Source organism: Synechococcus sp. JA-2-3B'a(2-13), from assembly GCF_000013225.1.
In the GTDB taxonomy this organism is placed as follows: Bacteria; Cyanobacteriota; Cyanobacteriia; order Thermostichales; family Thermostichaceae; genus Thermostichus.
Genome location: NC_007776.1, coordinates 1,735,684 through 1,757,930, shown reverse-complemented (window position 1 = coordinate 1,757,930; position 22,247 = coordinate 1,735,684). Strand labels below are relative to the sequence as shown.

Below are 22,247 nucleotides of genomic sequence, written 5' to 3'. Positions count from 1 at the left end.
GAGGTTGGACGTTGCCAATCAACCTTGATCCCCGTGCAGCCTACCTTTTGACCGGCGGCTAGAGCGGATTCTACTCGAAATGCCTCAATTGGCAACCGCCTGCAACCCAATGGAGGGCCAATATGACAAAGGATCTCGCCGCCGACTAGGATCAGGATGCTCTGCTTGGGATCCTTAGACCTGTGAGTGTTTGTGTTCGCATTGCCCCCAGCCCAACCGGAAATCTGCACATCGGCACTGCCCGAACGGCAGTGTTCAACTGGCTGTATGCCCGTCGCCACGGTGGCCGGTTCATTTTGCGCATCGAGGACACCGACCGCGACCGCTCTTTGCCCCGCTACACCCGCAACATTTTGGCGGGCCTGGCCTGGTTGGGCCTAGACTGGGACGAAGGGCCGGTCTACCAATCCAAGCGCATCGAGCGCTATCAAGCGGTGGTACAGCAGCTTCTGGATCGAGGGTTGGCCTACCGCTGCTACGTCAGCGAGGCGGAGCTGGAGGAGATGCGCGCTGCCCAGAAGGCCGCCGGCAAAGCCCCCCGCTACGACAACCGCCACCGCTTTCTCACCGAAGCCCAGCGACGGGCCTACGAAGCCGAGGGTCGGCAGCCGGTGATCCGCTTCAAAATCGAGGAGCCCCTGGAAGTGTCTTGGGTGGATCTCATTCGCGGCCCCATTACCTGGAACACCCAGGACTTGGGGGGGGATATGGTCATTGCCCGGGCGGATGGCTGCCCTCTCTACAACTTGGCGGTGGTGGTGGATGACATCGACATGGGCATCACCCATGTGATTCGCGGCGAAGATCACATCGGCAATACCCCCAAGCAGATTTTGCTCTACCGTGCTCTTGGCCACGAACCTCCCCAGTTTGCCCATTCTCCGCTAATCCTGAACCCGGAGGGGAAAAAGCTCTCCAAACGGGATGGGGCAACTTCGGTAGCAGAGTTCCAGCAACTGGGCTTTTTGCCGGAAGCTCTCAAGAACTATTTGGCTTTGCTCAGTTGGTCGCCCCCGGATGGGGAAGAGCTTTTCTCTTTGGAAAAGGCGGCTGCGCTGTTCGACTTTGACCGGGTTAACCGTGCGGCTGCCCGCTTTGACTGGGACAAGCTCAACTGGATCAACAGCCAGTACATCAAGCGGCTTTCTCCGCCAGAACTGGTAGAACGGCTCACCCCCTTTTGGCAGGCGGCAGGGTTTGACCTTTCCGAGGTGCCGGATCCCACCTGGTTGGAAGATGTGGCCCGCCTGATTGCCGATGGTATCGACCGCCTGGCAGAAGCTCCTCCGCTCAGCCGCTTTTTGTTTCAGGAGCCCCTCAGCTACACGTTGCCAGCTCTGGAACAGTTGCGCCTGCCTGGGGTGGCAGAGGCTATGGCTGCAATGGCCACCACGTTGGCTGCTGCCGAGCTGCCCCAGGTTTCGGCGGACAGCTTAAAACCGCTGGTGGATCAGGTGGCCAAGGGCCAGAACATGAAAAAGGGCCTGCTGATGAAGAGTTTGCGGGCCGCCCTGACAGGGGATCTGCAGGGGCCGGATTTGCTGGAATCTTTTGCCCTTCTCCAGCGGCGGGGCTGGGCTTTGGGGCGGTTAGAGGCTGTGCAGAAGTTGGTTCCTTGTTGATGGAAGCCCATCTCTTGCTGTCATGCCTTCGGTTGCCTCTGTTGAAAGTGCTCCGCACCGCTGCCGCAATCGGGATCCCATGCTGTCACGCCAGCTACAGGCTGCAAACCAAATTGTCCAAGAACTGGTGCTGCTCTCTTCTCAGTTATCTTCCCCATCCTCTTCGGACTCTGTAGAGATGGGGGAGCTGGAGCAGTGTGTGCTCAAGCTGGCCCAGACCTTGGTACGGCAGATGGTGGATCGTCTGGGTGCAGCCTCAGCTCGCCTTTGGTTTTTCGACCCGCAGGAAGGATGTTTTCAGTCGGTGGCCCATGCCGGCCTGCTCAGTCCTGCTCACGACCAAATTCAGCGGATCTACCCTGACGACAGCCCTTTGGGACGGGTGGCCCAGGAGGGGCTGCCGCTTTTGAGCAACAATCCCGCCCAAGAAGCCTGGATGCCCGCCCCGGAGTGGGTGAAGGCCAATGGCTTGCGAGGCTTTGTTGCCTACCCGATTAACCGGGGGGAGGAGCGGCTGGGGGCTTTGGCTCTGCTGAGCCGGACACCTCTGGAAGCCAGCTTTCTGATTGTCAAACACGCGGGGGCACGGCGCATCGATCTCATCATTCAGCCCAAGGTTCAACAGGACGCCGGTTCCTCTATCAACCCTCAGGCTCCCTACACCCACTTGGAGCTGAAGATCATCGACGATGTCTGCGGTATGCCGGCGTCCAAGAGTGGGGTGGATCCCGCCCAGCCGTCTGGCCATGGACACGGGTTGCTCAACATGCGCTACCGAGCCGAGTTGATCGGGGCAAGCATTGCTTGGCGTAATCGCCGCTTTGGCAGTGGCACAGTTGTAGAGCTGCGAGTCCCTCTGCCGCCGAGTCCCCGATCTTGCGGCTAGCCCCCCCTTTTCTGAGGTAGCAGACGCAGCATTTTCAGTCTCAACCTGTTCTATAGTCATTTAAGCTCAAGGGTTCCCGGTTCTCTAACCTGTCTGGTGGAGGGATCCTCTCACGCCGGCAGGACGGAGTTTTTGCGCTGTCGTTAACACTGCGAGGAGAAGCATCTGTGGCCTATCGTGTGACTTTGATCCCTGGGGATGGCATCGGCCCGGAAGTGGCCAAGGCGATGACCACGGTCTTGGAGGCTACCGGGGTTGGGTTGGAATGGATCCCGGTAGAGGCAGGGGTGGAGGTGATCGAGAAATACGGCACCCCCTTGCCGCCCCAGGTGTTGGAGTCCATTCGGGAAACCAAAGTGGCGATCAAAGGGCCGATTGGCACTCCCGTAGGTACTGGCTTTCGTTCGGTCAACGTAGCCATTCGCAAGGAGCTGGATCTCTACGCCAATCTGCGCCCGGCCAAATCCATGCTCGGTGTCAAAAGCCCTTTTCAAGACATCGACCTAGTGGTGGTGCGGGAAAATACCGAAGATCTCTATGCCGGGATCGAGTTTGAACGGGGCACGCCGGAAGCCATCCAGGCGCGGGAGGAAATGATGCGCCTTTCCGGCAAACCCATCCGCGAGGGATCCGCCATCGGCATCAAGCCCATTTCGGACTTCGGCAGCCGCCGCATTGTCAAATTTGCCTTTGAGTACGCCCGCCAGAATGGCCGCAAGAAGGTGACGGCAGTTCACAAAGCCAACATCATGAAGTTCACCGATGGCTTGTTTTTGCAGGTGGCGCGGGAGGTGGCCCAGGAGTACCCCGACATCGAGTTTGAAGATCGCATCGTGGACAACATGTGCATGCAACTGATGCAAAAGCCGCAGCTCTACGATGTGCTGGTGCTCACCAACCTCTATGGGGACATCATTTCCGACTTGTGCGCGGGGATGATCGGCGGGCTGGGGGTGGCGCCGGGGGCCAACATCGGCAACGGCATTGCGGTTTTTGAGGCCATTCACGGCTCTGCTCCCAAGTACGCTGGCCAAAACAAAGTCAACCCCTGCGCTCTGATCCTCTCCGGGGCGATGATGCTGCGCTACCTGGGAGAGCGGGAGGCTGCCGCAAGGGTGGAGGCGGCGGTGCAGGCGGTGATCGCCGAGGGCAAGCAGGTCACCTATGACCTGGCCACAGGGGATCCCGTCGGCACTCAGGAAATGGCCAAGGCCATTGCTGCCCGCGTGCAGGAGATGGCTTTGCAGTAGGGTTTGGCGCCAAATGTTTCTGATCCCAGGCTCCCCAAGGGAGGGGGGCTAGAGGACTCAATACCCCAAAACCGGATCCACCACCCCTAGCAAGGGATCCCCGGTCCGGAAGCGCTGCACATTTTCTCGCACCCGCTTAGAGAGGGCTGGGACAATCATGGCATCGGTAAGAGCAGTGTGGGGGGTAATCAGGCAGTTGGGCAAGCTCCAGAGGGGATGCCCATCCGGTAGGGGCTCGGGATCCGTGACATCCAAGGCGGCCCCGCGAATGACCCCCTGCTGCAGGGCGGCCACCAAGTCGGAGGTCACGATGTGCTTGCCTCGCGCCACATTCACCAACCAACACTGGGATCCCATCTGCTCCAACTCAGCTTGGGCGATGATCCCCTCGGTTTCCGGCGTGAGGGCCAAAGCCAGGATCACCACATCTGCCCCTGCCAACACCGTTTGCCGTTCCGCGAGCGTCACCACCCGTGTGGCACCCGGCAAGGGATCCGCCTTGCGACGCACCACGTCGACGGAGCATTGAAAAGGCTGCAACAGCTTGATCAACTCTTGGGCGATGCCCCCGGCCCCGAAAATGACCACACGGCTACCCCAGAGGCTGGTACCGGAGCCCTCCTGCCAAGTTTGGGCCAAGGCGCGGATCTTCAAGTCGCGCAAGCCGGCCAAGGTCAAGGCCAAGGCATGTTCCGCCACCGGTTGAGCATAGACCCCCTTGCCACAAGTCCACACATAAGCGGGATCCAAGACTCCCGCCCGAACAAAGGGTTCCACCCCTGCCCAGGGCAGCTGCACCCAGCGGATCCCTTTCCCTTCCGCCAGACAACGCTTCAGGCCAGGCACATCAAAGGCATCAGCCCAGACCAAGGCTTCTGCTTCTGCCAGGGGCACAATTTCGCCGCCCCCCGCCAAAACAGCCTCTTTGAGCCAGGGGCGAAGATGGCCGGGTTCGACGGCAATGCGTTTGCCTTGGATGCCCATAGGAACCGTTGGATAAGGCTTTCCCCTTGCCAGGATACTGTCGGCAGAGCGAGAGATGGCATGCACGGGCAGCCAAACCGGTGTCGAGTGTTAAGGGATCCCAAAGGGAGCCTGGAGCACCCTTCTGGGATCGCTAGGGTGGAAGCCGGAGCTGTTGTGTTGGTTAAATCTCCAGTAGGTGGCATTCCCCGATGACCCTTTCCGAACTGCTGATCTTGGTGACGCTGCTCTTTCCAGGGATCCTGTTGTCGCTCATTGTGATGGGAACCTTTGCCGCAGGGGGATAATCATCTCCCAATGACAATGGTGAAGCCCTAAAGACGTGAAGACATGTCCAAAACCAAGCTGAGCGCCTGGGTCATGGGCTGGGGGTTAGCCTGCACTGCTGCTCTCTTTTTGCCCAGCGTGGCTGCTCAAGCTCAGGTGACCCTCGGTGTGCAGCCGGTGCGGGTGGTGCAAGGGATCCCTTTGTACCAGAAGGAGGTTTGGGTTGGAGACAATCGGATCCCAGTTTCCATCGTGGTGGTTTCTCTCGCAGCCGGCCAACTGCGGCCCATCTGGGCTGCACGCGCGGGGCTGGTGGGTTTGGGGGAGCTGTCTTCCTTTGGCCCTGAACAGGGGGCAGTGGCCGCCATTAACGGTGGGTTTTTCAACCGCAACACCCGTCAGCCGCTGGGGGCGATTCGTCGGGATGGCCGCTGGATCTCCAGCCCCATTTTGGGTCGTGGGGTCATCGCCTGGTCGGATGGGACGGCAGGGCAAGAAGGGGGATCCGTGCGCTTTGCCCGTTTGCGGATGCAAGCAGAGCTGCGCAATGACATTGGGGATCAAATCCCAGTGGTGGGCATCAATACAGGCTATATCCTGCCCGGCATCTCCCAGTTCACCCCCGACTGGGGATCCACCTACACCACCCAAACGGACGACGAAATGCTCGTGATGGTGCGGCAGGATCAGGTGCAAGAAATTCTGGTGGCGGGCCTGGCCGGCAGTTTGACGGTACAGATTCCCAGCGAGGGGTATGTATTGGCAGGGCGGGGGCTAGAAGGTGCCCTAGAAGCCCGCAAGCTGGTTCCCGGGGATCGCCTCAGCTTTTATCTGCGCTTGGATCCGCCTGAGCTGGAGGTCTATCCCCACATCCTAGGGGCAGGGCCGCTCTTGCTCTTGGATGGACAGGTGGTTTTGGATGCCCGATTGGAGGGATTTCAGCCTCTCTTTCGCAGGCAGCGAGCCGCCCGCAGTGCCATCGGCCAACTGGACAGCGGACATTTGCTGCTGGTGACCGCCGGCAATGCCCAGGAAAATCAAGGGCTCACCCTGCTGGAGATGGCACAGTTGATGCAGCAATTGGGCTGTCGCCATGCCTTGAACTTGGATGGGGGCAATGCTTCCACCTTGGTGCTGGGGGGAGAGGCCGTCAATTTGGAACACCGACACCCAGAAGCCAGCCCACCCAACAGTGAGACGGATCCCAGTCCCTCCCGGCGGCGTACACCCCGAGTTCACAATGGCCTAGGGTTTTTCCCAAGCCCAAGTCGGTGACAGAAAACTTTTGTGCCGGCGGGATAGAGTCTTTTCCCTTTGATCCAGGGATCGAGGGTGGGATCCCCGAACTTTCTGGCTGATTGGAGGAGGGGGCAGGTATTCTCCAGGATTGGATCTACCTTCTCAAGAAAAAGATCTCTCCCCCCGCCAGAGGAAGGACTCGGCTTTGATTGCGCAATGGGATCCCGGCAATCTCAGCACCCAAAGCCCCAGAGCTTTTTCAGGTCAATTTTAAGTGGGATCCAAACTGAACGCCCAATGCTCATTTCTCATAACAGAAATAGAGATTAAATTAAGTAGAAAACATTGGCCTTGAGACCGGTAAGAAAAATGATCAAAGAGGCGATCTCTTGAAGAAGACGACCTCAGAGTATAAAAGGCACGCAATTCTTTACGCTTCTGCTAAATCAGATGCTGGTTTTCAAAAAAGTATTGTCAATAATCCATTTTTTGACGAAGATGATTGACGAATTTATATTTCTTCACTCTCGAGGTTAGAAATTAACTCCTTGGACTTTTGGTTACAATTCCCTCTACTACGAATGTTCGCTAATGTGTAGGCCTACCCGGCTCCCGACCAAATGTATAGTTATTTTAAAAATGACTATCTCTCCTGGTGGACAAGGCTTTTGGGGCAGGTTGACCCTTGCTCCTCTCTCGTGGGTGGGCTGCTGGTACTGGCATTCCTGTTTGTGAGAGTTAGGTCGTGTTGATCTTATGTTAGGATAGAGAGAATAATTTATAGAGGAAAGAGGATGAAGTTGGTTTTCTTAGATGAAAACAAATGGCAGAAGATATTGGCTTTTTTACAGACAGAAGAGAGAGTTAACATTGGGAAAGAAGCAAACTGCAAACAGTTTATTGAAGCAGTTCTTTGGATAGCCCGTTCCGGTGCTCCTTGGCGCTACCTCCCAGAAGGATATGGCAAATGGTACACCATCTATCAAAGATTCCACCGGTGGAGTCGTTTTGGAGTGTGGGAACGGATGTTCAAGTATTTTATTGACGACCCTGATTTAGAGCATCTCATTATTGATTCAACCATGGTTCGAGCGCACTCCTGTGCTGCCGGAAAAAAGGGGAGCAAGCTTTGGGGAGAAGCCGAGGCGGATACAGCACCAAGATTCATGTGAGTGTAGATGGGTTGGGAAATCCGCTGGAATTGAGAATAACTGGCGGAGAAAAGAGCGATATTACTCAAGGGGAAGAATTGATAGAGGGCTGGCAGAGAAAGGATACCAAAGTAATTGGGGATAAAGGATATGATGCGGATAAGTTGATTGAGAAGATAGGGGAAGCTCAAGCGGTTATTCCGCCTAAAAGGAATAGAAAGACGCAGCGGCATTATGACAAGCATCTGTATCAAGAGAGGCATTTAATCGAATGCTTTTTTCATAAGTTAAAGCAGTACCGGCATCTATGTTCTCGTTTTGACAAATTGGCCAGGAACTTCTTGAGTTTTCTCTATCCCGTCAGTGCTCTCTTTTGGCTCAAATGAAAGATCAACACAACCTAATCTTATTTGGAAGAAATTGATCTTTTTCTCAAATTTTTATAGAGCACCTCTATACTCAAGTGAGATAGCCCCACACACAAGCTTCTGGGCTAGGCCTGAAATTTTATTGAGATCCCCTGTCAAAGCTTTTCAGGTATTGCCTCTTGTGCCAAAAGGCTAGGATGGGCAAGGATTGTATTTTCTATTACTCTATTGGGAATGATTTGTATGCCAGCTAGAAGCAGAACCGACTCATTGACGGATACGCACAGGTGGTGTTTCATGGAATCCATAGCCGACGCTCTCCACCACTTGTAGGCCCTATAACCTAGGGCCGTGTTCTCTAGCCTGCTCGCGAGATAGAACGTGGTTTGCACTGCTTCTCCAAATCCTATGCCTTCCTCCAAGGATGCCGCTCCTGTAGCCCGCGCCAAACAGCCTGCGGCTCAAGCCAGCCCTGCTGCCGGCGAGCTTTTCCTTCAGCAGAATGGATCCCTCTCCGCCCAGTTGGTTCCCCAGGGATCCCTGCAGCTTTACACCCACCCCAGCCGGGGCATGTTTACGCCCGTCATGGCTCAGGCGATGCGCTTGGCAGGCCAGGGAACGCGGGTGCTGATCGTGCAATTTCTCAAGGGTGGGATCAATCAGGGGCCCGAAAATCGTCTCTCCCTGGGCAGATCCTTGGAGTGGGTTCGCTGTCGCCTGCACCGGTGCATCGATACACCTCACCTAGAGCCTGAGGAGCGGGTGGCATTGGATGAGCTGTGGCAATTTACCCAGGAGGCTGTCAGGAGTGGCCGCTATGACTTGGTGGTGTTGGATGAGCTGAGCTTGGCTGTGAAGTTGGGCCTGATCCCAGAAGCGGAAGTGCTGAGCTTAATCGACCAGCGCCCCATCTCCATGGACATGGTGATCACCGGGCCGGAGATGCCAGATTCGTTTCTGGAGCGGGCCGACTTGATCACGCAGCTGCGCCTACGTGGCATCCCAGGCCCAGGGCTCCGCACTGCCGATGGGAATGTTGCCTGTTCTCTGGATCCCCCTCAAGTCAGCGGCACAGGTGCTATGCCTACAGCAGCCCATGTTGCTCCGCACCGCTAGCGCAAACAGTTTCCGCTCCGAAAGACCTAGGCAACACGGGTCGCGTCAGGGGGGCGGAGTCCCAATAAGACTGGAGCTTGTCCACCAGATGTGCCCTCACTCTCCAGGAAGCCGGCTGTAGCCATGTTGAAAAACGACCGCTGGATCTGTGAGCAAGCGCGGCGAGGGATGATTGAGCCCTTCTGTCCTGAGCTGGTGCGCGCTGTTGAGTCTCGGCCTGTTTTGAGTTACGGGCTGTCCTCCTATGGCTACGACATCCGCCTGTCGCCGGTGGAGTTCAAGATCTTTCGCCATGTGCCCGGCACGGTGGTGGATCCCAAGCGGTTTAACCCCAAGAATCTGGAAGCGGTGGAGCTGCACCACGACGAGATGGGGGATTACTTTATCATCCCGGCCCACTCCTATGGGTTGGGGGTGTCTTTGGAGCGGCTGCAAGTTCCGGATAACATTACCGTGATCTGCATTGGCAAATCTTCCTATGCCAGGGTGGGCCTGATTGCCAACCTGACGCCCGCTGAGGCGGGATGGCGGGGTTATCTCACCCTGGAGTTTTCCAACGCCTCCAGCGCTGACTGCCGTGTGTACGCTAACGAAGGGGTGGTCCAGCTTCTTTTTCTGGAAGGGGATCCCTGCCAAGTGACCTACGCCGACCGCGCTGGCAAGTATCAGGATCAGCCGCAGCAGGTGGTGGTGGCCAAGGTTTAGCTGCTTCCCTCAAAAGGGAGAGGGTTGGCGGGATCCGGTTGGCTATGCTGGATCCACGTAGAACCCCATCTTGATTCATCTCCATGCCTGACTCTTTTTCGCCTGCTGCTGCTCCCCCCGGTGAGGCTGAGCCTTTGGGCGATAGGGAGTCCAATCCCGATCTGCTTACAGCTTCCTACGATTACACTCTCCCTCCAGACCAGATTGCGCAAACGCCGGTGGAGCCCAGGGATCAGGCGCGGATGCTGGTGGTGTACCCGGATAGGCACGAGCATCGCCGCTTCTGCCATCTGCCCGACTACCTGCGGGAGGGGGATCTGCTGGTTCTCAACGATACCAAGGTGATCCCGGCCCGCCTGTTCGGGGCCAAGGAACCCTCCGGGGCGCGGGTCGAAGTGTTGCTGCTGGAGCCTTGTCTGGAAGGGATCCCTGCCGCTGCGCAACCTCTGCCGGATCAGGCGTGGAGCTGGCGGGTTTTGGTCAGGCCGGGCAAACGGGTGAAGGTGGGGGATCGGATTGGTTTTTGGAGCAAGCAGGGATCCCCCTCTGGGCTGAGGGCCACTGTTCTGGCTTTGGACCCGGAAACCGGCGGGCGAGTGGTGCAGTTTGAGTGGGAAGGGGCGCAACCTTTTGAGGAAATCCTGGAACAGGTGGGCCGGATCCCGCTTCCTCCCTACATCAAGGCTTCCGGATCCCCGGGCTCAGGACAAGTTCGCCCTGAAGACTACCAAACCCTCTGGGCCAAACACCCCGGCTCGGTGGCCGCTCCCACGGCAGGGCTGCACTTTACCCAGGAGCTGCTGGAGCGGCTGGCCCAAAAAGGGATCCAAACGGCCTACATCACCCTGAACATCGGCCTGGGTACCTTCCGACCGGTGGAAGCGGAGCGGGTAACCGAGCATCGTCTCCACAGCGAGTGGCTCAAGGTGCCGGCAGAAACGGTGGCAGCCATCCAAAAAGCCCAAGCCCGAGGGGGGCGGGTGATCGCGGTGGGAACGACTGTGGTGCGCTCTTTGGAAACCGCGGCAGCCTCTGGCACCTTGCAGCCTTGGCAGGGGAAAAGCGATCTATTCATCTACCCCGGCTACTCCTGGCGGGTGATTCAAGGACTGGTCACCAATTTTCATCTGCCCCGCTCCAGCCTGATGATGCTGGTGGCTGCGCTGATCGGGCGGCAAAGGCTGCTGGATCTCTACCGAGAGGCCGTCGACCAGGGGTATCGCTTCTATTCCTTTGGGGATGGCATGCTGATCCTGCCCTAGGGCTGGGGCTGCTCTCCCTGGGATCTCTTGCAGGAACCGGCCTCTGCTTCTGGGGTCGAAGGACGGTCTTGGCCGCCGGCAAACCAATTCTGGATGCGCTCCCATTCCACCTGGTGGTAGCCGTCCACCGCCCAATTGGCCCGCCGCTGCAGCATGTGCAGAGGAAAGAAGGTAGCCAGCGCCAGGACTGGGATCCCTGCCGAACGGGCTGCCTGAATGCCGGAGTAGGTGGCTTCAATGCTCAAACACGCCTGGGCAGGCAATTCCATCCGCTGCAAAAGCAGGCGGTGCAAGTGTCCTGGGGAAAATATTGGGCCTGCATCATCCCCCGTCACTCGATAGGAGCCCACATCGGTCAACTGTATCAGGGCCGGGCAACAGGACTGGAAACGCTCCAGAAAAGCGGTCACCTCGGCTGCCGATTGGCCGCACAGCAGGCCGACCTTCAGTTGCAGCCGCTCCAGCGTCTCCAAAGTTTCCCTCAGGCCGGGAATGAGAGGCAGCTCCCTTTGCCCCTGCAAAGCTTGCTGGTAGTATAGGGCTTTGCGTTTCAGCAGCTCTTCCAGTTGTTTGGGGCTGAGCACCCGCCCCTGCTCCCCCCACAGAGCCGGCAGGCGCTCTCGATCCGGTCGGCCCAGGTATTGCAGCCGATAGAGCTCCCGCTGCCCAGGGGATCCCGACTTCGGCCAGCACAGGTTCCAGGGGCGCAGGTTCTCTTCCACCAGCAGTTGGTTGATGGCCTGCAGGTGCAAGTTCTCGTCATCGGCCACCACTCCACTCCAGCTCAAGATCACCCCTTGCAGTCCCATAGGGGGGACATCACCCTCTGCTAACGACCGCAACCCAACTGCATCAAAGCAGATGGCTTGTCTATCCATTTTGGACGCGACGCTCGAACTCTTCCCGAGTGGTGTCCACCAATTGCACTGCCTCTGGATAGAGCTGAGGATGGTTTTGCTTCAGCCAACTGAGCACCCGCGCCAATTGAGCTGCACACAGATCCAAATCCGCTTGAAAAATAACCGCCGCCGCCATGTGCTGAGCATATTCGGGCGGGTGGCCTTGCTGCGCCAGCTCCGCCGTCAAAGCGGCCAAGGCTTGTTGACGAACTGAGGGCGACGAACTTTCGGGAGAAGACATAGGCCAAGCCTTTCAATCGGGAGAGTAGCGGCGCAAAGCCAGCGTGACGTTGTGCCCACCAAATCCAAAGGCATTGACCAAAGCGGCCCCGACAGCCATCTGCCGCCCCTTGTGGGGTACAAAATCCAGCCCTTCGCACTCGGGATCGGGGTTGTCCAAGTTGAGGGTGGGAGGAACCCAGCCGTGGTGGATGGCCAAAGCTGTGGCCACCGTGGCAATGCCGCCCGCTCCCCCCAACAGGTGGCCGGTCATGGACTTGGTGGCGCTGATGGCCAAACGGGGGGCATGCTCGCCAAAGACCGACTTGATGGCCTGGACCTCGGCGATATCCCCTACAGGGGTGCTGGTGGCATGGGCATTGATGTGTTGCACATCCCCAGGCTGAAGCCCGGCATCCTTGAGGGCCAGCCGCATCGCCCGGGCCGCTCCCTCGCCGCCGGGGGCAGGGTTGGTCATGTGGTGGGCATCGCAGGTGAGGCCATAGCCGACTATCTCCGCATAGATCTTGGCCCCGCGGGCGCGGGCGTGCTCCAACTCCTCCAGCACCAGGATCCCTGCTCCTTCCCCCATGACAAAGCCATCCCGATCCCGATCAAAGGGCCTACAGGCTTGCTCCGGGGTGTCGTTGCGGGTGGAAAGGGCCTTCATGGCACTGAACCCCGCCATGGACAAAGGGGTAACCGCCGCTTCCGTGCCACCTGTAATCGCCGCTTGCACCTCTCCCCTCTGGATGAGCCGAAAGGCATCGCCAATGGCGTTGGAGCCAGAGGCACAGGCCGTAACTGTGCAGGAATTGGGGCCTTTGGCGCCAAAATGAATGGCCAGGTGACCCGCAGCCATATTGGCAATCATCATGGGCACCATGAAGGGGCTACAGCGATCCGGCCCTTTCTGCAGATAGATGGTCTGCTGCTCTTCCAAGACGCGGATGCCGCCGATGCCGGTGCCCAAGATCACCCCCACTTGCTCGGCGTTGAGAGCGGTGATGCGAAAGTCAGCGTCCTCCAAGGCTTGCCGGGTGGCCGCCATCGCCAGGTGCACAAAGCGGTCGGTGCGCTTGACATCCTTGCGATCCAAGTAGTCGAGGGGATCAAATCCCTTCACCTCTCCGGCAATACGGCAGTCGTGGCGGGAGGCATCGAAATGGGTAATCGGCCCAATGCCGGAGCGCCCTGCCAGCAAGCTCTGCCAAAACTCGGCAGGAGAGTTGCCGATAGGGGTGACCGCACCCAGGCCCGTAATCACAACGCGGCGGGTTGGTCTGTAAGCAGTGGCGGGATCTGTGGTAGCCATCGTCCGGTGTTAGCCCGGGGGTATAGAGTCAGAACTGGGGGCAGACTAGGCAGCTTTCTTCGAGAGGATGTAGTTAACAGCGTCTTGCACGGTGGCGATCCCCTCTGCATCTTCATCGGGGATCTCCAGGTCGAATTCCTCTTCAAAAGCCATGACCAGCTCCACCGTATCAAGGCTGTCGGCCCCCAGGTCGTTCTGGAAATTGGCTTCTGGGGTCACTTTGTCATCTTCCACGCCCAGTTGATCGGACACGATCTTACGAACACGGCTGTAAACTTCGTCTGCGCTCATGCTTGGAATCCCAACTCTCGATTCAGCGTGTCTTGGCCGGGCCAACCAGCGGCCAATGAAGCAATCCCTATTGTATCGGACAATGGATCCCCTCTTGTGAGCAGCCTCACCTGCATTTGCCGCTGCGGCCAGAGTATGGAGGTGTGGGGATTGAGCCGCGGCCTTTTCGGTTGTGGGAAAGAAAAGCTAGTATAGTCCACTGCGTCTCTACCACTGGATTCTAAGGAGAACTTGCTTCCATGCCCCGCGCTTACGAAACGATGCTGATTGTGCGTCCTGATCTGTCAGATGAACCCCTCGAACAACTGCTCAGCAGTCAGGAGGCAATCCTGCGAGAGAACGGAGTAACCCACGTGGAGATTACCAATAGGGGCAAGCGCCGCTTTGCCGGGTTTGAGATGAAAAAGTTCAAGGAAGGTCTGTACATCCAGTTCAACTACGAAGCCGAACCCAATGCGGTGGCTGCCTGGGAGAAAAACCTGCGCATCAACGAGAGTGTGCTGCGCCACATGACTCTCCGCGTCGGCTAGGTTTGACGGCATCCTGGCCTGCGGGCATGATGGAAGTGCCCTGAGCTGCCCCTTATCCCTGGATGGCTCCGTTATGAACTCGATTGTGTTGATGGGCGAGGTTCTGTCTGAGCCAGAGCTGCGCTACACCCTTGATAACTTAGCTGTTGCGTCCTTGGTGATTGGCTTTCCCAGCTTGCGCCCGGATGAGCCGCCCTACCGGGTGCGCGTTTCCTCTTTTGGAGAACTGGCCAAAAGGGTGGTGGACACCTGCCATGTGGGCGACCAAATCACAGTGGAAGGCCAACTGCACATGAATGTGGTGGAGCGAGATGGGCGCAAGGAAAAGCTGGCCGAGATCACCGCGCGCCGTGTCCATCAGCTGGGATCCGCTCGCGTCCTCTCTCTGACGGGGATGGGTGAACCGGCAACTGGGGAATCCTCTGAAGGGGATGTCCCTTCCCCACCAGATCCCAACGATATCCCGTTCTAGAGGTTGTGAGATTTGTCGGGATCCCCCATGTCTCAAAAACTTGGCGAACCCTTGGGATCCCTGCAGGTCATCGGCTACTCGGTGCAGGGACGTCCTATTCACCTTTGGCAGCTCACCCAAGGGAGCCGCTCCTTGCTGCTGCTCGGCGGGGTACATGGGGATGAGGTGGAGGGCTATGCCCTGATCGAGCGCTATGTGGCTTCTGGGAAATGGGGATCCCTGGCCGGGAAAGCGACCCTATGGGCAATCCCTCGCTTGAACCCGGATGGCTGTGCCCTGGGGCAACGGCTCAATGCCAACGGTGTGGATCTCAACCGCAATCTGCCCACCCAAGATTGGATCCCGGCCTCTTTGGAAGCTCGCTATCCGCCCGGATCGGCCCCAGGCTCCGAGCCCGAAACGCAAGTGTTGTTGACGAGTTTGGCCCGGATTCAGCCCCAGTTTATCCTTTCTGCCCACTCCTGCCAGGCGCACCCCTGCGTGAACTACAACGGCCCTGCCCTTGAGCTGGCCCAGGTGATGGCCGCTTGCAACGGCTTGCCCATTACCGCCGACATTGGCTACCCTACCCCTGGTTCTCTGGGCACTTGGGCAGGGCAGGAACGGCGGATCCCAACCCTAACGCTGGAAATCCTGCGGGGCACTCCCCTCGATCAAGTCTGGCAAGAGCAGGCCGAGGCGCTGCAGGCGGTGTTGGAGTGGGCAGCCCAAGGCGATGCCTTCTGACCGGTGTCAAGATCTCTGAACTTTCGTTGCCAATCTGCCTAGTTCGTTCAAGATATCTGGGGTTTTCTCGCCCAAATCTTCTACAACACAGATAGGTGGGGCAGAGCAGAGGGGAGCTTGGAGTCGAGGGAAAAGGGGTCAGAGGTCAACCCCGAAGTCACGCTGCTTCTGCCTTGTGCCCCGCTGTTAGCCATCTGGAGGAAGCCAATATGTTCAGCAGGATTTTGGTGGCAGTGGATCGGTCGGAGCTGAGCCAGGGAGTATTTCAAAAGGCCGTCCAAGTGGCCAAGGCCATGCAGGCGCAGATGATGATTCTCCATGTTCTGTCTCAGGAAGAGCCGGGCGCCCCAGAGCCGCCGATGATCCTGGGGGTAGATTACAGCTCCACCATCAGCGCCGAGCTGTGGCAGTCCTACCGGGAGCAATGTGCCATCTTCGAGCAAAACCAGATGGACTACCTGCGCTCGCTGGTGGAGAAAGCCGCTGAGCACGGGATCCGCGCTGAGTACACCCTCAACTACGGCAACCCCGGTCGGGTCATCTGCGATCTGGCCCGCTCTTGGGATGCGGACTTGGTGGTGGTGGGCCGCCGCGGCCACTCCGGCCTGAGCGAGCTGTTTCTGGGCAGCGTCAGCAACTACGTGCTGCACCGCGCCCCCTGCTCGGTGTTGACGATACAAGGGGAAGCCCTGAAAAAAGAAGCCCAAACTGCGGAGGAGAAGACAGCTACCTCTGCTGGCTAAGGCTCTAGGAACTCGGGGGCGAGGGGGTGGAAGGCGGTTGCGTGAGTGGGGCGGAGTCCTTGCTCTCCGGCTGGCCTTCCAAGAGGCGATTCACTTCGGTTTCCAGGCTGTTGAAGGTGCTCAGCTCGATCACGGCAATGTCCGGCTGGCGGCTGCTTTGCACATAGGCCCGCAAGCCAGAGGCGGCCAAGCTCAGGGCCAAGGGATCCTGCTCGGCGTCGGGTTTGGGCTCAAAGGTCAGCCGTAGGTCGGGCTCAGACAACACCCTTTGGGCTTCCGCGTCGGCCTGTTCCACAAACTCCTTGGCGCGGGCAGCATTTAGGCTGGAGAACAGAGAGCCGAGATCCACAGGCTGGCCCGGTCGCTCCGGGTTTTCCCAGCGCAGCTCCAAGGATCCCTTCTCTGAAGGCCGAGGGGTGAGGGTGACCTTTTCCCCTTGGGATTCTAAGGTGACTTGGCCCACTTGGTTGGCGTTGAGGCGGGCAATGCGGTGATCCCGCAGCTCTTCCAAGTCGGAGCGGAGAATATCGGCGGTGCTGGTGAGCAGGGTGGCCACTGCCGGGTGCTCAGAGGTGATGACGTACACCTGGCCATCTTTCTCCGATCCCAAAGCGACCTTCAGGGTTTTGCCGCCCTCCAGCTCTACCGTCAGCCGGGCGGAAGGCTGCTCCAAGCCATAGGGGGCTAGATCCGTCTGGGTCTCGGCGGGGAACTCCACGGCCTGCAGGCGGGCCAGAGTATTGAGCAAGCGGTTGACGTTGATCTCATCGGCAGGCAGCTCGCGGGGCTGGACAATCTGCCAAGTAAAGTGCTCCGCACCGCTGGCGCGAACGTCTTGCCGCTGCAGGCGAACAACTTCCGGCTCCGCCTCTGCCAACTGCACTTGCAGGGCTTTCACCTCGGCTGTATCAAACTGAAGCAAAGTCTTGTCCCGCAAAGCCAAGAGAGAGGGCAACAGGGATCCCTTCTGGGCACTGCTTAGAAGCACCACCTGTCCCCCTTCGGGCTGGGCGTAGAAGCCAGAGCCGTCGAAGTTGTCGTTGCCGATGGCTAGGCGGTAGGGATCCCCTTCTTTGGGGAAAAGGGCAATTTGGTGTCGCGGCTGATCCAGGCCAAAAGCGGCTAGGTCGGTGGCCCCCTCTAGGGTGATTTGGGGAGTGAGGCGGGAGAAGGTGTTGAGCAACTGCTCAATGGGGAAGTCCAGCGCCGCTGACTGAATGGGACTGACAATCCGCCAGCGGGATCCCTCTTCTTCTGGATTGCGCTCCAAAAGGATTTCCAAGTGCTCCGCACCGCTGCCGCGAACGGGTTCCCCCTCTTTCTGTTGGCGGATTTCAATGCGGGCAATGGTATCGGTGGCAAAATGGAACAGCCGCGCTCGCTCCGCCTGTTGCTCCTGACGCAGTTGCTGGATGTTGTCCAAGAGGAAGTAGCCCAGCAAACAGGCCACCGCCAAACCCAGGAGAATCCAGGTGGTTCGCTTGAACATGCCTGCTTTCCTCCAGCTCTACCGTCTTTGCCACCACAGGGCAGCTCCGGAACCCAGGGCCGCCAAGGGCAAAAGGACCGTCGATCCCAGCACCAGCCAGCGGAAGTTTTGACCGGTCAGGGTGAGACGGCGATCCGTGAGGGATTTGGGGCGGATGGAGATCTGCTCCGTTTGCTCAGTCAGCCAGTTGAGGGTGTTCAAGAAGAGATCCCGGTTGCCCTGCTGCCGCAAGTTGCCGTTGAGGGCAAAGTTGACATTGCCGATCACCACCAGGCGGGCCTCCTGCCGGGATCCCGAGCCCTGTTCTGGGTCGGTGTCCAGACGGCGGGTTAAAGCAACGCCCAGGGTAAGGGGGCCGGGCTTGTCCTGATCCGGATCGAATTGCAAGGGGCCACGTTCCAGCTCAGGACTGGTCTCCCCCCAGCTTTGCGGGCCGGTGCGCAGCAAGGGCGTGGCTTGGATCCCTTCGCGGGCTTCGGTTTCCACAGAGCGGGCCAGGGGGAACAGGGTCATTAGCCGCTGGGCCGCCAAGGGGGCGGTGATGGGGTGATCCCCGTAGGTAGTAACCAGGGCAACCGCCGGCCCTGTCCCCAACAGTTGGCTGACGCTGCTCACCTCAATGAGGATGTCATCCCCCAAGACCACGCCCCACTCTTCCAGCAAGGGATCCAGGCCGGCATCCACCCGTGGCCCAATCAACAACAGCAGCCGTCCGCCTTTCGCCAGATAATCCTGCAGTTTCTCCACCTCGCCGGGGAACAAAGCCCGCTGTGGCCCCGCCAGCACCAGGACATTCGCATCCTCTGGGATCTCCGCTTGCACCAAGTTGAGGGGCTCTACCCGATAGCCTTCCTGGCCCAGGGCTGCCGCCGCCTGAGCCAGAGTTGGGGCGCCTTCCCTCGCTTCCAGCCCCACTTCCCCATGCCCTTGCACGAAATAGGCCAGCAACTCCCCTCGGTTGACCACTTTGGACAGGACGGGGGTCAGTTTGCTCTCCAGATCAGGGGCAGGGGGCTGAGGCAGTTGTTGCCGGCTTTCTCCGGCCTCCACCACCAGGGTGTTGTTCTGGGTCACCTGCAGCCGCTGAATGGTCAAGGGATCCCGGTTGGGATCCACAAACTCAAACTGGAAGCGGTTGGGGTTGAGGCGGCGATAGCGCTCCAGTTGTTCCCGCAAGTTGGGATCCGGCGCAGTGGTGACCACCCAAACTTTGACCGGCTGCACCAATCCCTGCACCAATTGCCGGGTTTGGGGCGACAGGGTAAACAGGCCCTCCTCGGTGAGATCCAGCCGCAGGTCGTAGCGCACCGCCACCACATTCACCAGCACTAGAATGACGGCCATCGCCGCCACCGCCACCAGGATGTTGGCGTTGGTCTGGGTGGAACGCAGACCGAGGAAGACCCCCACCTCCTGCCGGTGGGTGATGCCCCAAACCACCAGCAGGGCCAAACCTGTTGCCAGCATGCTCAGGGGCACAGCCGTCCAACCGGTAAAGGCGGATCCCACCACCAGGCCGATGGCGATGACGCCAATGCCCAGGATCCCTGTCCAGTCCTTTAACGCGCGCCAGTCCTTCATAATGCTCCGCACCGCTGCCGCGAACACCGCACTCCTCCCATCTGACCTCAGCTCTGTTGCCAGCGCAGGCTTTCCACCGATTGCACCGTGGCAAACAGCCCCAGGACGATGATGCTCAAGAAAAGAATGAGGCTGCTGCTGCTGAGGATCCCTTGCACCCAGTTGCTATATTGCTGCAGCAAAGACACATGCCGCAGCGTTGCAGCAATCCAGTTTTCCTCCTGGCCGGCTGCCGCGTCGATCACCCAGAGCAACAAAATCAAGCCAAAGGTGGCCACTGCTGCGATGAGGGTGCTGTCTGTCAGAGAAGAGATAAACAACCCCAAGGCCATAACGCTACCCGCCAGCAGGGTTAGGCCCACATAACCCATCAGGGTCAGGCGGTAGTCCACTGCCGGGTTGGCGCTGCTCAGCACCAGCACATGGTAGACCAGCGGCGGCAGCAGCAGCGTGATGAAAAACACCCAGACCGCCAACCATTTGCCCAGGGCCACCTCCAAGTTGGTGATGGGAGAAGTAGCCAGCAGCTCCATCGTGCCTCGCCGCCGCTCCTCGGCATAGGAGCTCATGGTGAAGATGGGCAATAGAAATAAGGAGAGGGTGCCCAAGAGGTTGAGAAACTGCTGCGACAGGATGGTGGCCGCGTCGAAATTGTTCTCCTGGCCGAACTGGGCGAAAAGATCCACCTGCTGAGAAAAGCTGATCACCCGCACCAGAATATTAAAGAAGAAAAACCCCGCCAGTCCCCAAAACACCGCGGCCACCACATAGGCAATGGGGGAGGTGAAGTAGCCGCGCAGCTCTTTGCGAAAAATGGCAACCACTCCGTTCATGCCGCTTCCTCCAGTAGGCCCTCGGATCCCTCTTGCGTAGTGAGCTGCAGGAAAATCTCTTCCAAAGAAGCCTGCGGGCGGCCTATCTCGTAGAGGTCGATCCCTGCCTGCACCAGCACCCTGGCCACCTCCGGGATCCAGCCGTCCGCGGCAGCGTTGCTCTTGAGCTGCACCTGCCAGCGGGAGAGATCCGCCGCCAAGGGCTGTAGGCTCACCACCTCCACTTGGGGCAAAGGCTGCAGGGCCGTCCGGATGGCCATTGCCTCGGTTGCCCCCACCACCAGCTTTGCCTGCTGCCGATCCTGGAGCTGGGCTGTCAGCTCGGCAGGCGTGCCAATGGCCGCCACCTGGCCGCGGTTGATGATCACCACTCGGTCGCAGGTCATGCTCACCTCGGGCAGGATGTGGGTGGAGAGGATGATGGTGTGCTCCCCCGCCAGGCTCTTGATGAGCTTGCGCACCTCGATAATCTGCTTGGGATCCAGCCCAATGGTGGGCTCATCCAGGATGATCACCGGCGGGTCGTGAACCAGAGCTTGGGCGATGCCCACCCGCTGCTTAAACCCCTTGGAGAGCTTGCGGATGAGGGTGTGGCGCTTTTCTTCCAGGCTGCACCGCCGGATCGCCTCGTCCACCCGCCTGGGCCGATCGCCAGCGCTGACCCGCTTGATCTGGGCCACAAAGTGCAGGTACGCCTCCACCGTCATGTCGGGGTAGAGGGGTGGGTTTTCCGGCAGATAGCCAATGCGCTGCCGCACCGCCATCGAGTTTTCGTGAACATCAAACCCGGCCACCCGCGCCGTCCCCTCGCTGGCAGGCAGATACCCCGCCAAAATGCGCATGGATGTGGTCTTGCCGGCTCCGTTCGGCCCCAAAAAACCCATGATCTCGCCGGCGTTCACCTGGAAGGAAACATCGCGGATGGCAGTGAAGCTGCCGTAGGTTTTGCTCAGATGCTCAACTTCGATGGCACCCGCGGTTGCACGAGCAGTGGGTAAACCTGTCATCAGCAACTCCTAACCTAGAGGGTCAGCAGCGATTAGCAAACGGTCCAAGGCCGAGTTACCCCTATTCCCAAAGAGGACAAATGTCGGGAAGCAGGCTCGGGCAAGAAGGCGGGCAACAGCGCTGAGGCCACATGCCAACTTAGCATAGCGACGGCGAGGATGAGTCGAGGGAACTGGGATCCCTTTCCCCCTTTTGGTGGGGATCCATCGGTTGGCTAGTCGGCAGGGCTTGTGAGGGATCCCCACTGTTCCAGTCCCAGAACGCGGCTTTCCCCTGGACAGGCCGCCACCACCTCCCCAATGGGGAAGGCTTCGGGGAGCAGGGATCTCACCTGATTTTCTGCCTCAGGGGGGATCACCAGCACATAGCCCACCCCCAGGTTGAAGGTGCGGAACATCTCCAAGGTCTCCACCTGGCCCTGTTCTTGGAGCCAGAGAAACTCCTGTGGGATGGGCCAGCTATGGGGCTGCAGCCGCGCCGCTTGGTTCGGGGCCAAACAGCGGGGCAAGTTTTCCGGGATCCCGCCGCCAGTGATGTGGGCCATGCCGTGGATGGCGATCCCTGCTGCCTGCAGCCGCTGCACCGCCTGCACGTAGATGCGGGTGGGGGTGAGGAATACTTCCGCCAAAGGCCGATCCCAGCCGGGTGGCCGGTGATCCCAGCGCCAACCCCGGTCGGCCACAATCCGCCGCACCAAGCTGTAGCCGTTGCTGTGTAGGCCGCTGCTGGGCAAAGCCAACAACCGATCCCCAAGCTGTACCCGCGACCCATCCAGAATGGCCGTTTTTTCCACAATTCCGATACAAAACCCGGCCAGGTCGTACTTCCCAGGGGGATAAAACCCCGGCATCTCCGCCGTTTCCCCGCCCAGCAGTTGGCAGCCCGCTTCCTGGCAGCCCGCCAAGATGCCATCGATCACCTGCCACAGGGCTTCTGGCTCCAGCTTGCCAGTGGCCACATAGTCCAAGAAAAACAGCGGCCGGGCCCCCACCGTCAGCACATCGTTGGCACACATCGCCACCAGATCGACGCCCACCCCCTGGTGCTGACCCCACTGCTGGGCAATGTCCAGCTTTGTCCCCACCCCATCGGTGCCCGCCACCAACACCGGCGCTTGATACCCTGTCGGCAGCTCAAACAGGCCGGCAAAGCCGCCGATGCCACCCAAGGTTTCTGAAGAACCTGAAGACGGAACTTGAATCCGTTCAACGCGCTCGCGGATCCCCCTGACAAAGGCCTGGCCCAGATCGATGTCAACCCCTGCTGAGCGGTAGTCCAAGATGCCGAAACC

22 protein-coding genes are annotated in these 22,247 nt (G+C 59.2%); 12 read left to right on the top strand and 10 right to left on the bottom strand.

The annotated features are described in order from the left end of the window. Window positions 1-182: 182 nt before the first annotated feature. From gltX to CYB_RS07985, 3 genes are all read left to right on the top strand, one after another. On the top strand, window positions 183-1,622 hold the full coding sequence (gene gltX / locus CYB_RS07995) for a glutamate--tRNA ligase (RefSeq protein WP_011433283.1): 1,440 nt from the start codon (window positions 183-185) through the stop codon (window positions 1,620-1,622). Window positions 1,623-1,701: 79 nt separating this feature from the next. Continuing rightward, window positions 1,702-2,508, top strand: coding sequence for a GAF domain-containing sensor histidine kinase (locus tag CYB_RS07990; RefSeq protein ID WP_041436547.1), 807 nt, complete (start codon window positions 1,702-1,704; stop codon window positions 2,506-2,508). Window positions 2,509-2,675: 167 nt separating this feature from the next. Beyond that, window positions 2,676-3,758 carry an isocitrate/isopropylmalate dehydrogenase family protein gene (locus tag CYB_RS07985; RefSeq protein ID WP_041436546.1) on the top strand — a complete coding sequence of 361 codons (1,083 nt, stop codon included), beginning with the start codon at window positions 2,676-2,678 and terminating at the stop codon, window positions 3,756-3,758. Between the two features lie 57 nt (window positions 3,759-3,815). Here CYB_RS07985 and CYB_RS07980 read toward each other — a convergent pair whose 3' ends face one another. After that, window positions 3,816-4,742 (bottom strand): D-isomer specific 2-hydroxyacid dehydrogenase family protein, encoded by a 927-nt coding sequence (locus tag CYB_RS07980; protein WP_011433280.1) that lies wholly within the window; start codon window positions 4,740-4,742, stop codon window positions 3,816-3,818. Between the two features lie 330 nt (window positions 4,743-5,072). Here CYB_RS07980 and CYB_RS07975 point away from each other — a divergent pair, with 330 nt between their 5' ends. The 5 genes from CYB_RS07975 to queA all read left to right on the top strand — a co-directional run bounded on the left by CYB_RS07975 (window position 5,073) and on the right by queA (window position 10,850). After that, window positions 5,073-6,284, top strand: a complete 1,212-nt coding sequence (locus CYB_RS07975) for a phosphodiester glycosidase family protein (protein WP_011433278.1) — start codon at window positions 5,073-5,075, stop codon at window positions 6,282-6,284. Window positions 6,285-7,042: 758 nt separating this feature from the next. After that, a protein-coding gene (locus tag CYB_RS14525; protein WP_148202731.1) for an IS5-like element ISSoc13 family transposase occupies window positions 7,043-7,785 on the top strand; the annotation gives its coding sequence in 2 pieces (ribosomal slippage) (window positions 7,043-7,361 and window positions 7,361-7,785; 744 coding nt in all). A gap of 390 nt (window positions 7,786-8,175) precedes the next feature. Beyond that, entirely contained in the window at window positions 8,176-8,883 is a 708-nt protein-coding gene (locus tag CYB_RS07955) for a cob(I)yrinic acid a,c-diamide adenosyltransferase (RefSeq protein WP_148202730.1), read from the top strand. A 123-nt stretch (window positions 8,884-9,006) separates the two neighbouring features. Further along, on the top strand, window positions 9,007-9,588 hold the full coding sequence (gene dcd, locus CYB_RS07950; protein ID WP_011433274.1) for a dCTP deaminase: 582 nt from the start codon (window positions 9,007-9,009) through the stop codon (window positions 9,586-9,588). An 83-nt stretch (window positions 9,589-9,671) separates the two neighbouring features. Beyond that, complete coding sequence (gene queA, locus CYB_RS07945) at window positions 9,672-10,850, top strand: tRNA preQ1(34) S-adenosylmethionine ribosyltransferase-isomerase QueA (RefSeq protein ID WP_011433273.1); 1,179 nt, start codon at window positions 9,672-9,674, stop codon at window positions 10,848-10,850. On the opposite strand, the gene CYB_RS07940 is transcribed toward queA, so the two are convergent. The 4 genes from CYB_RS07940 to CYB_RS07925 all read right to left on the bottom strand — a co-directional run bounded on the left by CYB_RS07940 (window position 10,847) and on the right by CYB_RS07925 (window position 13,574). Then, window positions 10,847-11,659 carry an HAD family hydrolase gene (locus CYB_RS07940; RefSeq protein ID WP_011433272.1) on the bottom strand — a complete coding sequence of 271 codons (813 nt, stop codon included), beginning with the start codon at window positions 11,657-11,659 and terminating at the stop codon, window positions 10,847-10,849. The genes queA and CYB_RS07940 overlap by 4 nt on opposite strands. Window positions 11,660-11,720: 61 nt before the next feature. Then, window positions 11,721-11,990 carry a hypothetical protein gene (locus CYB_RS07935; protein WP_011433271.1) on the bottom strand — a complete coding sequence of 90 codons (270 nt, stop codon included), beginning with the start codon at window positions 11,988-11,990 and terminating at the stop codon, window positions 11,721-11,723. A gap of 12 nt (window positions 11,991-12,002) precedes the next feature. Beyond that, window positions 12,003-13,283 carry a beta-ketoacyl-ACP synthase II gene (gene fabF, locus CYB_RS07930; RefSeq protein ID WP_011433270.1) on the bottom strand — a complete coding sequence of 427 codons (1,281 nt, stop codon included), beginning with the start codon at window positions 13,281-13,283 and terminating at the stop codon, window positions 12,003-12,005. 45 nt (window positions 13,284-13,328) lie between these two features. After that, entirely contained in the window at window positions 13,329-13,574 is a 246-nt protein-coding gene (locus tag CYB_RS07925) for an acyl carrier protein (protein ID WP_041436540.1), read from the bottom strand. A gap of 239 nt (window positions 13,575-13,813) precedes the next feature. On the opposite strand from CYB_RS07925, the gene rpsF reads away from it, so the two are divergent. From rpsF to CYB_RS07905, 4 genes are all read left to right on the top strand, one after another. Then, window positions 13,814-14,104, top strand: a complete 291-nt coding sequence (gene rpsF, locus CYB_RS07920; protein WP_011433268.1) for a 30S ribosomal protein S6 — start codon at window positions 13,814-13,816, stop codon at window positions 14,102-14,104. A gap of 73 nt (window positions 14,105-14,177) precedes the next feature. Then, window positions 14,178-14,576, top strand: a complete 399-nt coding sequence (locus CYB_RS07915; protein ID WP_011433267.1) for a single-stranded DNA-binding protein — start codon at window positions 14,178-14,180, stop codon at window positions 14,574-14,576. A gap of 27 nt (window positions 14,577-14,603) precedes the next feature. Then, entirely contained in the window at window positions 14,604-15,302 is a 699-nt protein-coding gene (locus tag CYB_RS07910) for a M14 family zinc carboxypeptidase (RefSeq protein ID WP_041436537.1), read from the top strand. Between the two features lie 95 nt (window positions 15,303-15,397). Next, window positions 15,398-16,045 (top strand): universal stress protein, encoded by a 648-nt coding sequence (locus CYB_RS07905; RefSeq protein WP_011433265.1) that lies wholly within the window; start codon window positions 15,398-15,400, stop codon window positions 16,043-16,045. A gap of 4 nt (window positions 16,046-16,049) precedes the next feature. Here CYB_RS07905 and CYB_RS07900 read toward each other — a convergent pair whose 3' ends face one another. From CYB_RS07900 to purM, 5 genes are all read right to left on the bottom strand, one after another. Further along, the gene (locus CYB_RS07900; RefSeq protein WP_011433264.1) at window positions 16,050-17,534 is read right to left on the bottom strand and encodes a DUF4340 domain-containing protein; all 1,485 of its coding nucleotides are present in this window, start codon (window positions 17,532-17,534) and stop codon (window positions 16,050-16,052) included. Window positions 17,535-17,552: 18 nt separating this feature from the next. Continuing rightward, window positions 17,553-19,115, bottom strand: a complete 1,563-nt coding sequence (locus CYB_RS07895; RefSeq protein ID WP_011433263.1) for a GldG family protein — start codon at window positions 19,113-19,115, stop codon at window positions 17,553-17,555. Window positions 19,116-19,162: 47 nt separating this feature from the next. Continuing rightward, window positions 19,163-19,948, bottom strand: coding sequence for an ABC transporter permease (locus CYB_RS07890; protein WP_011433262.1), 786 nt, complete (start codon window positions 19,946-19,948; stop codon window positions 19,163-19,165). Beyond that, entirely contained in the window at window positions 19,945-20,955 is a 1,011-nt protein-coding gene (locus CYB_RS07885; protein ID WP_011433261.1) for an ABC transporter ATP-binding protein, read from the bottom strand. The genes CYB_RS07890 and CYB_RS07885 overlap by 4 nt, the downstream gene beginning before the upstream one ends. 215 nt (window positions 20,956-21,170) lie before the next feature. Next, entirely contained in the window at window positions 21,171-22,235 is a 1,065-nt protein-coding gene (gene purM / locus CYB_RS07880) for a phosphoribosylformylglycinamidine cyclo-ligase (RefSeq protein WP_011433260.1), read from the bottom strand. Between the last annotated feature and the right edge of the window lie 12 nt (window positions 22,236-22,247).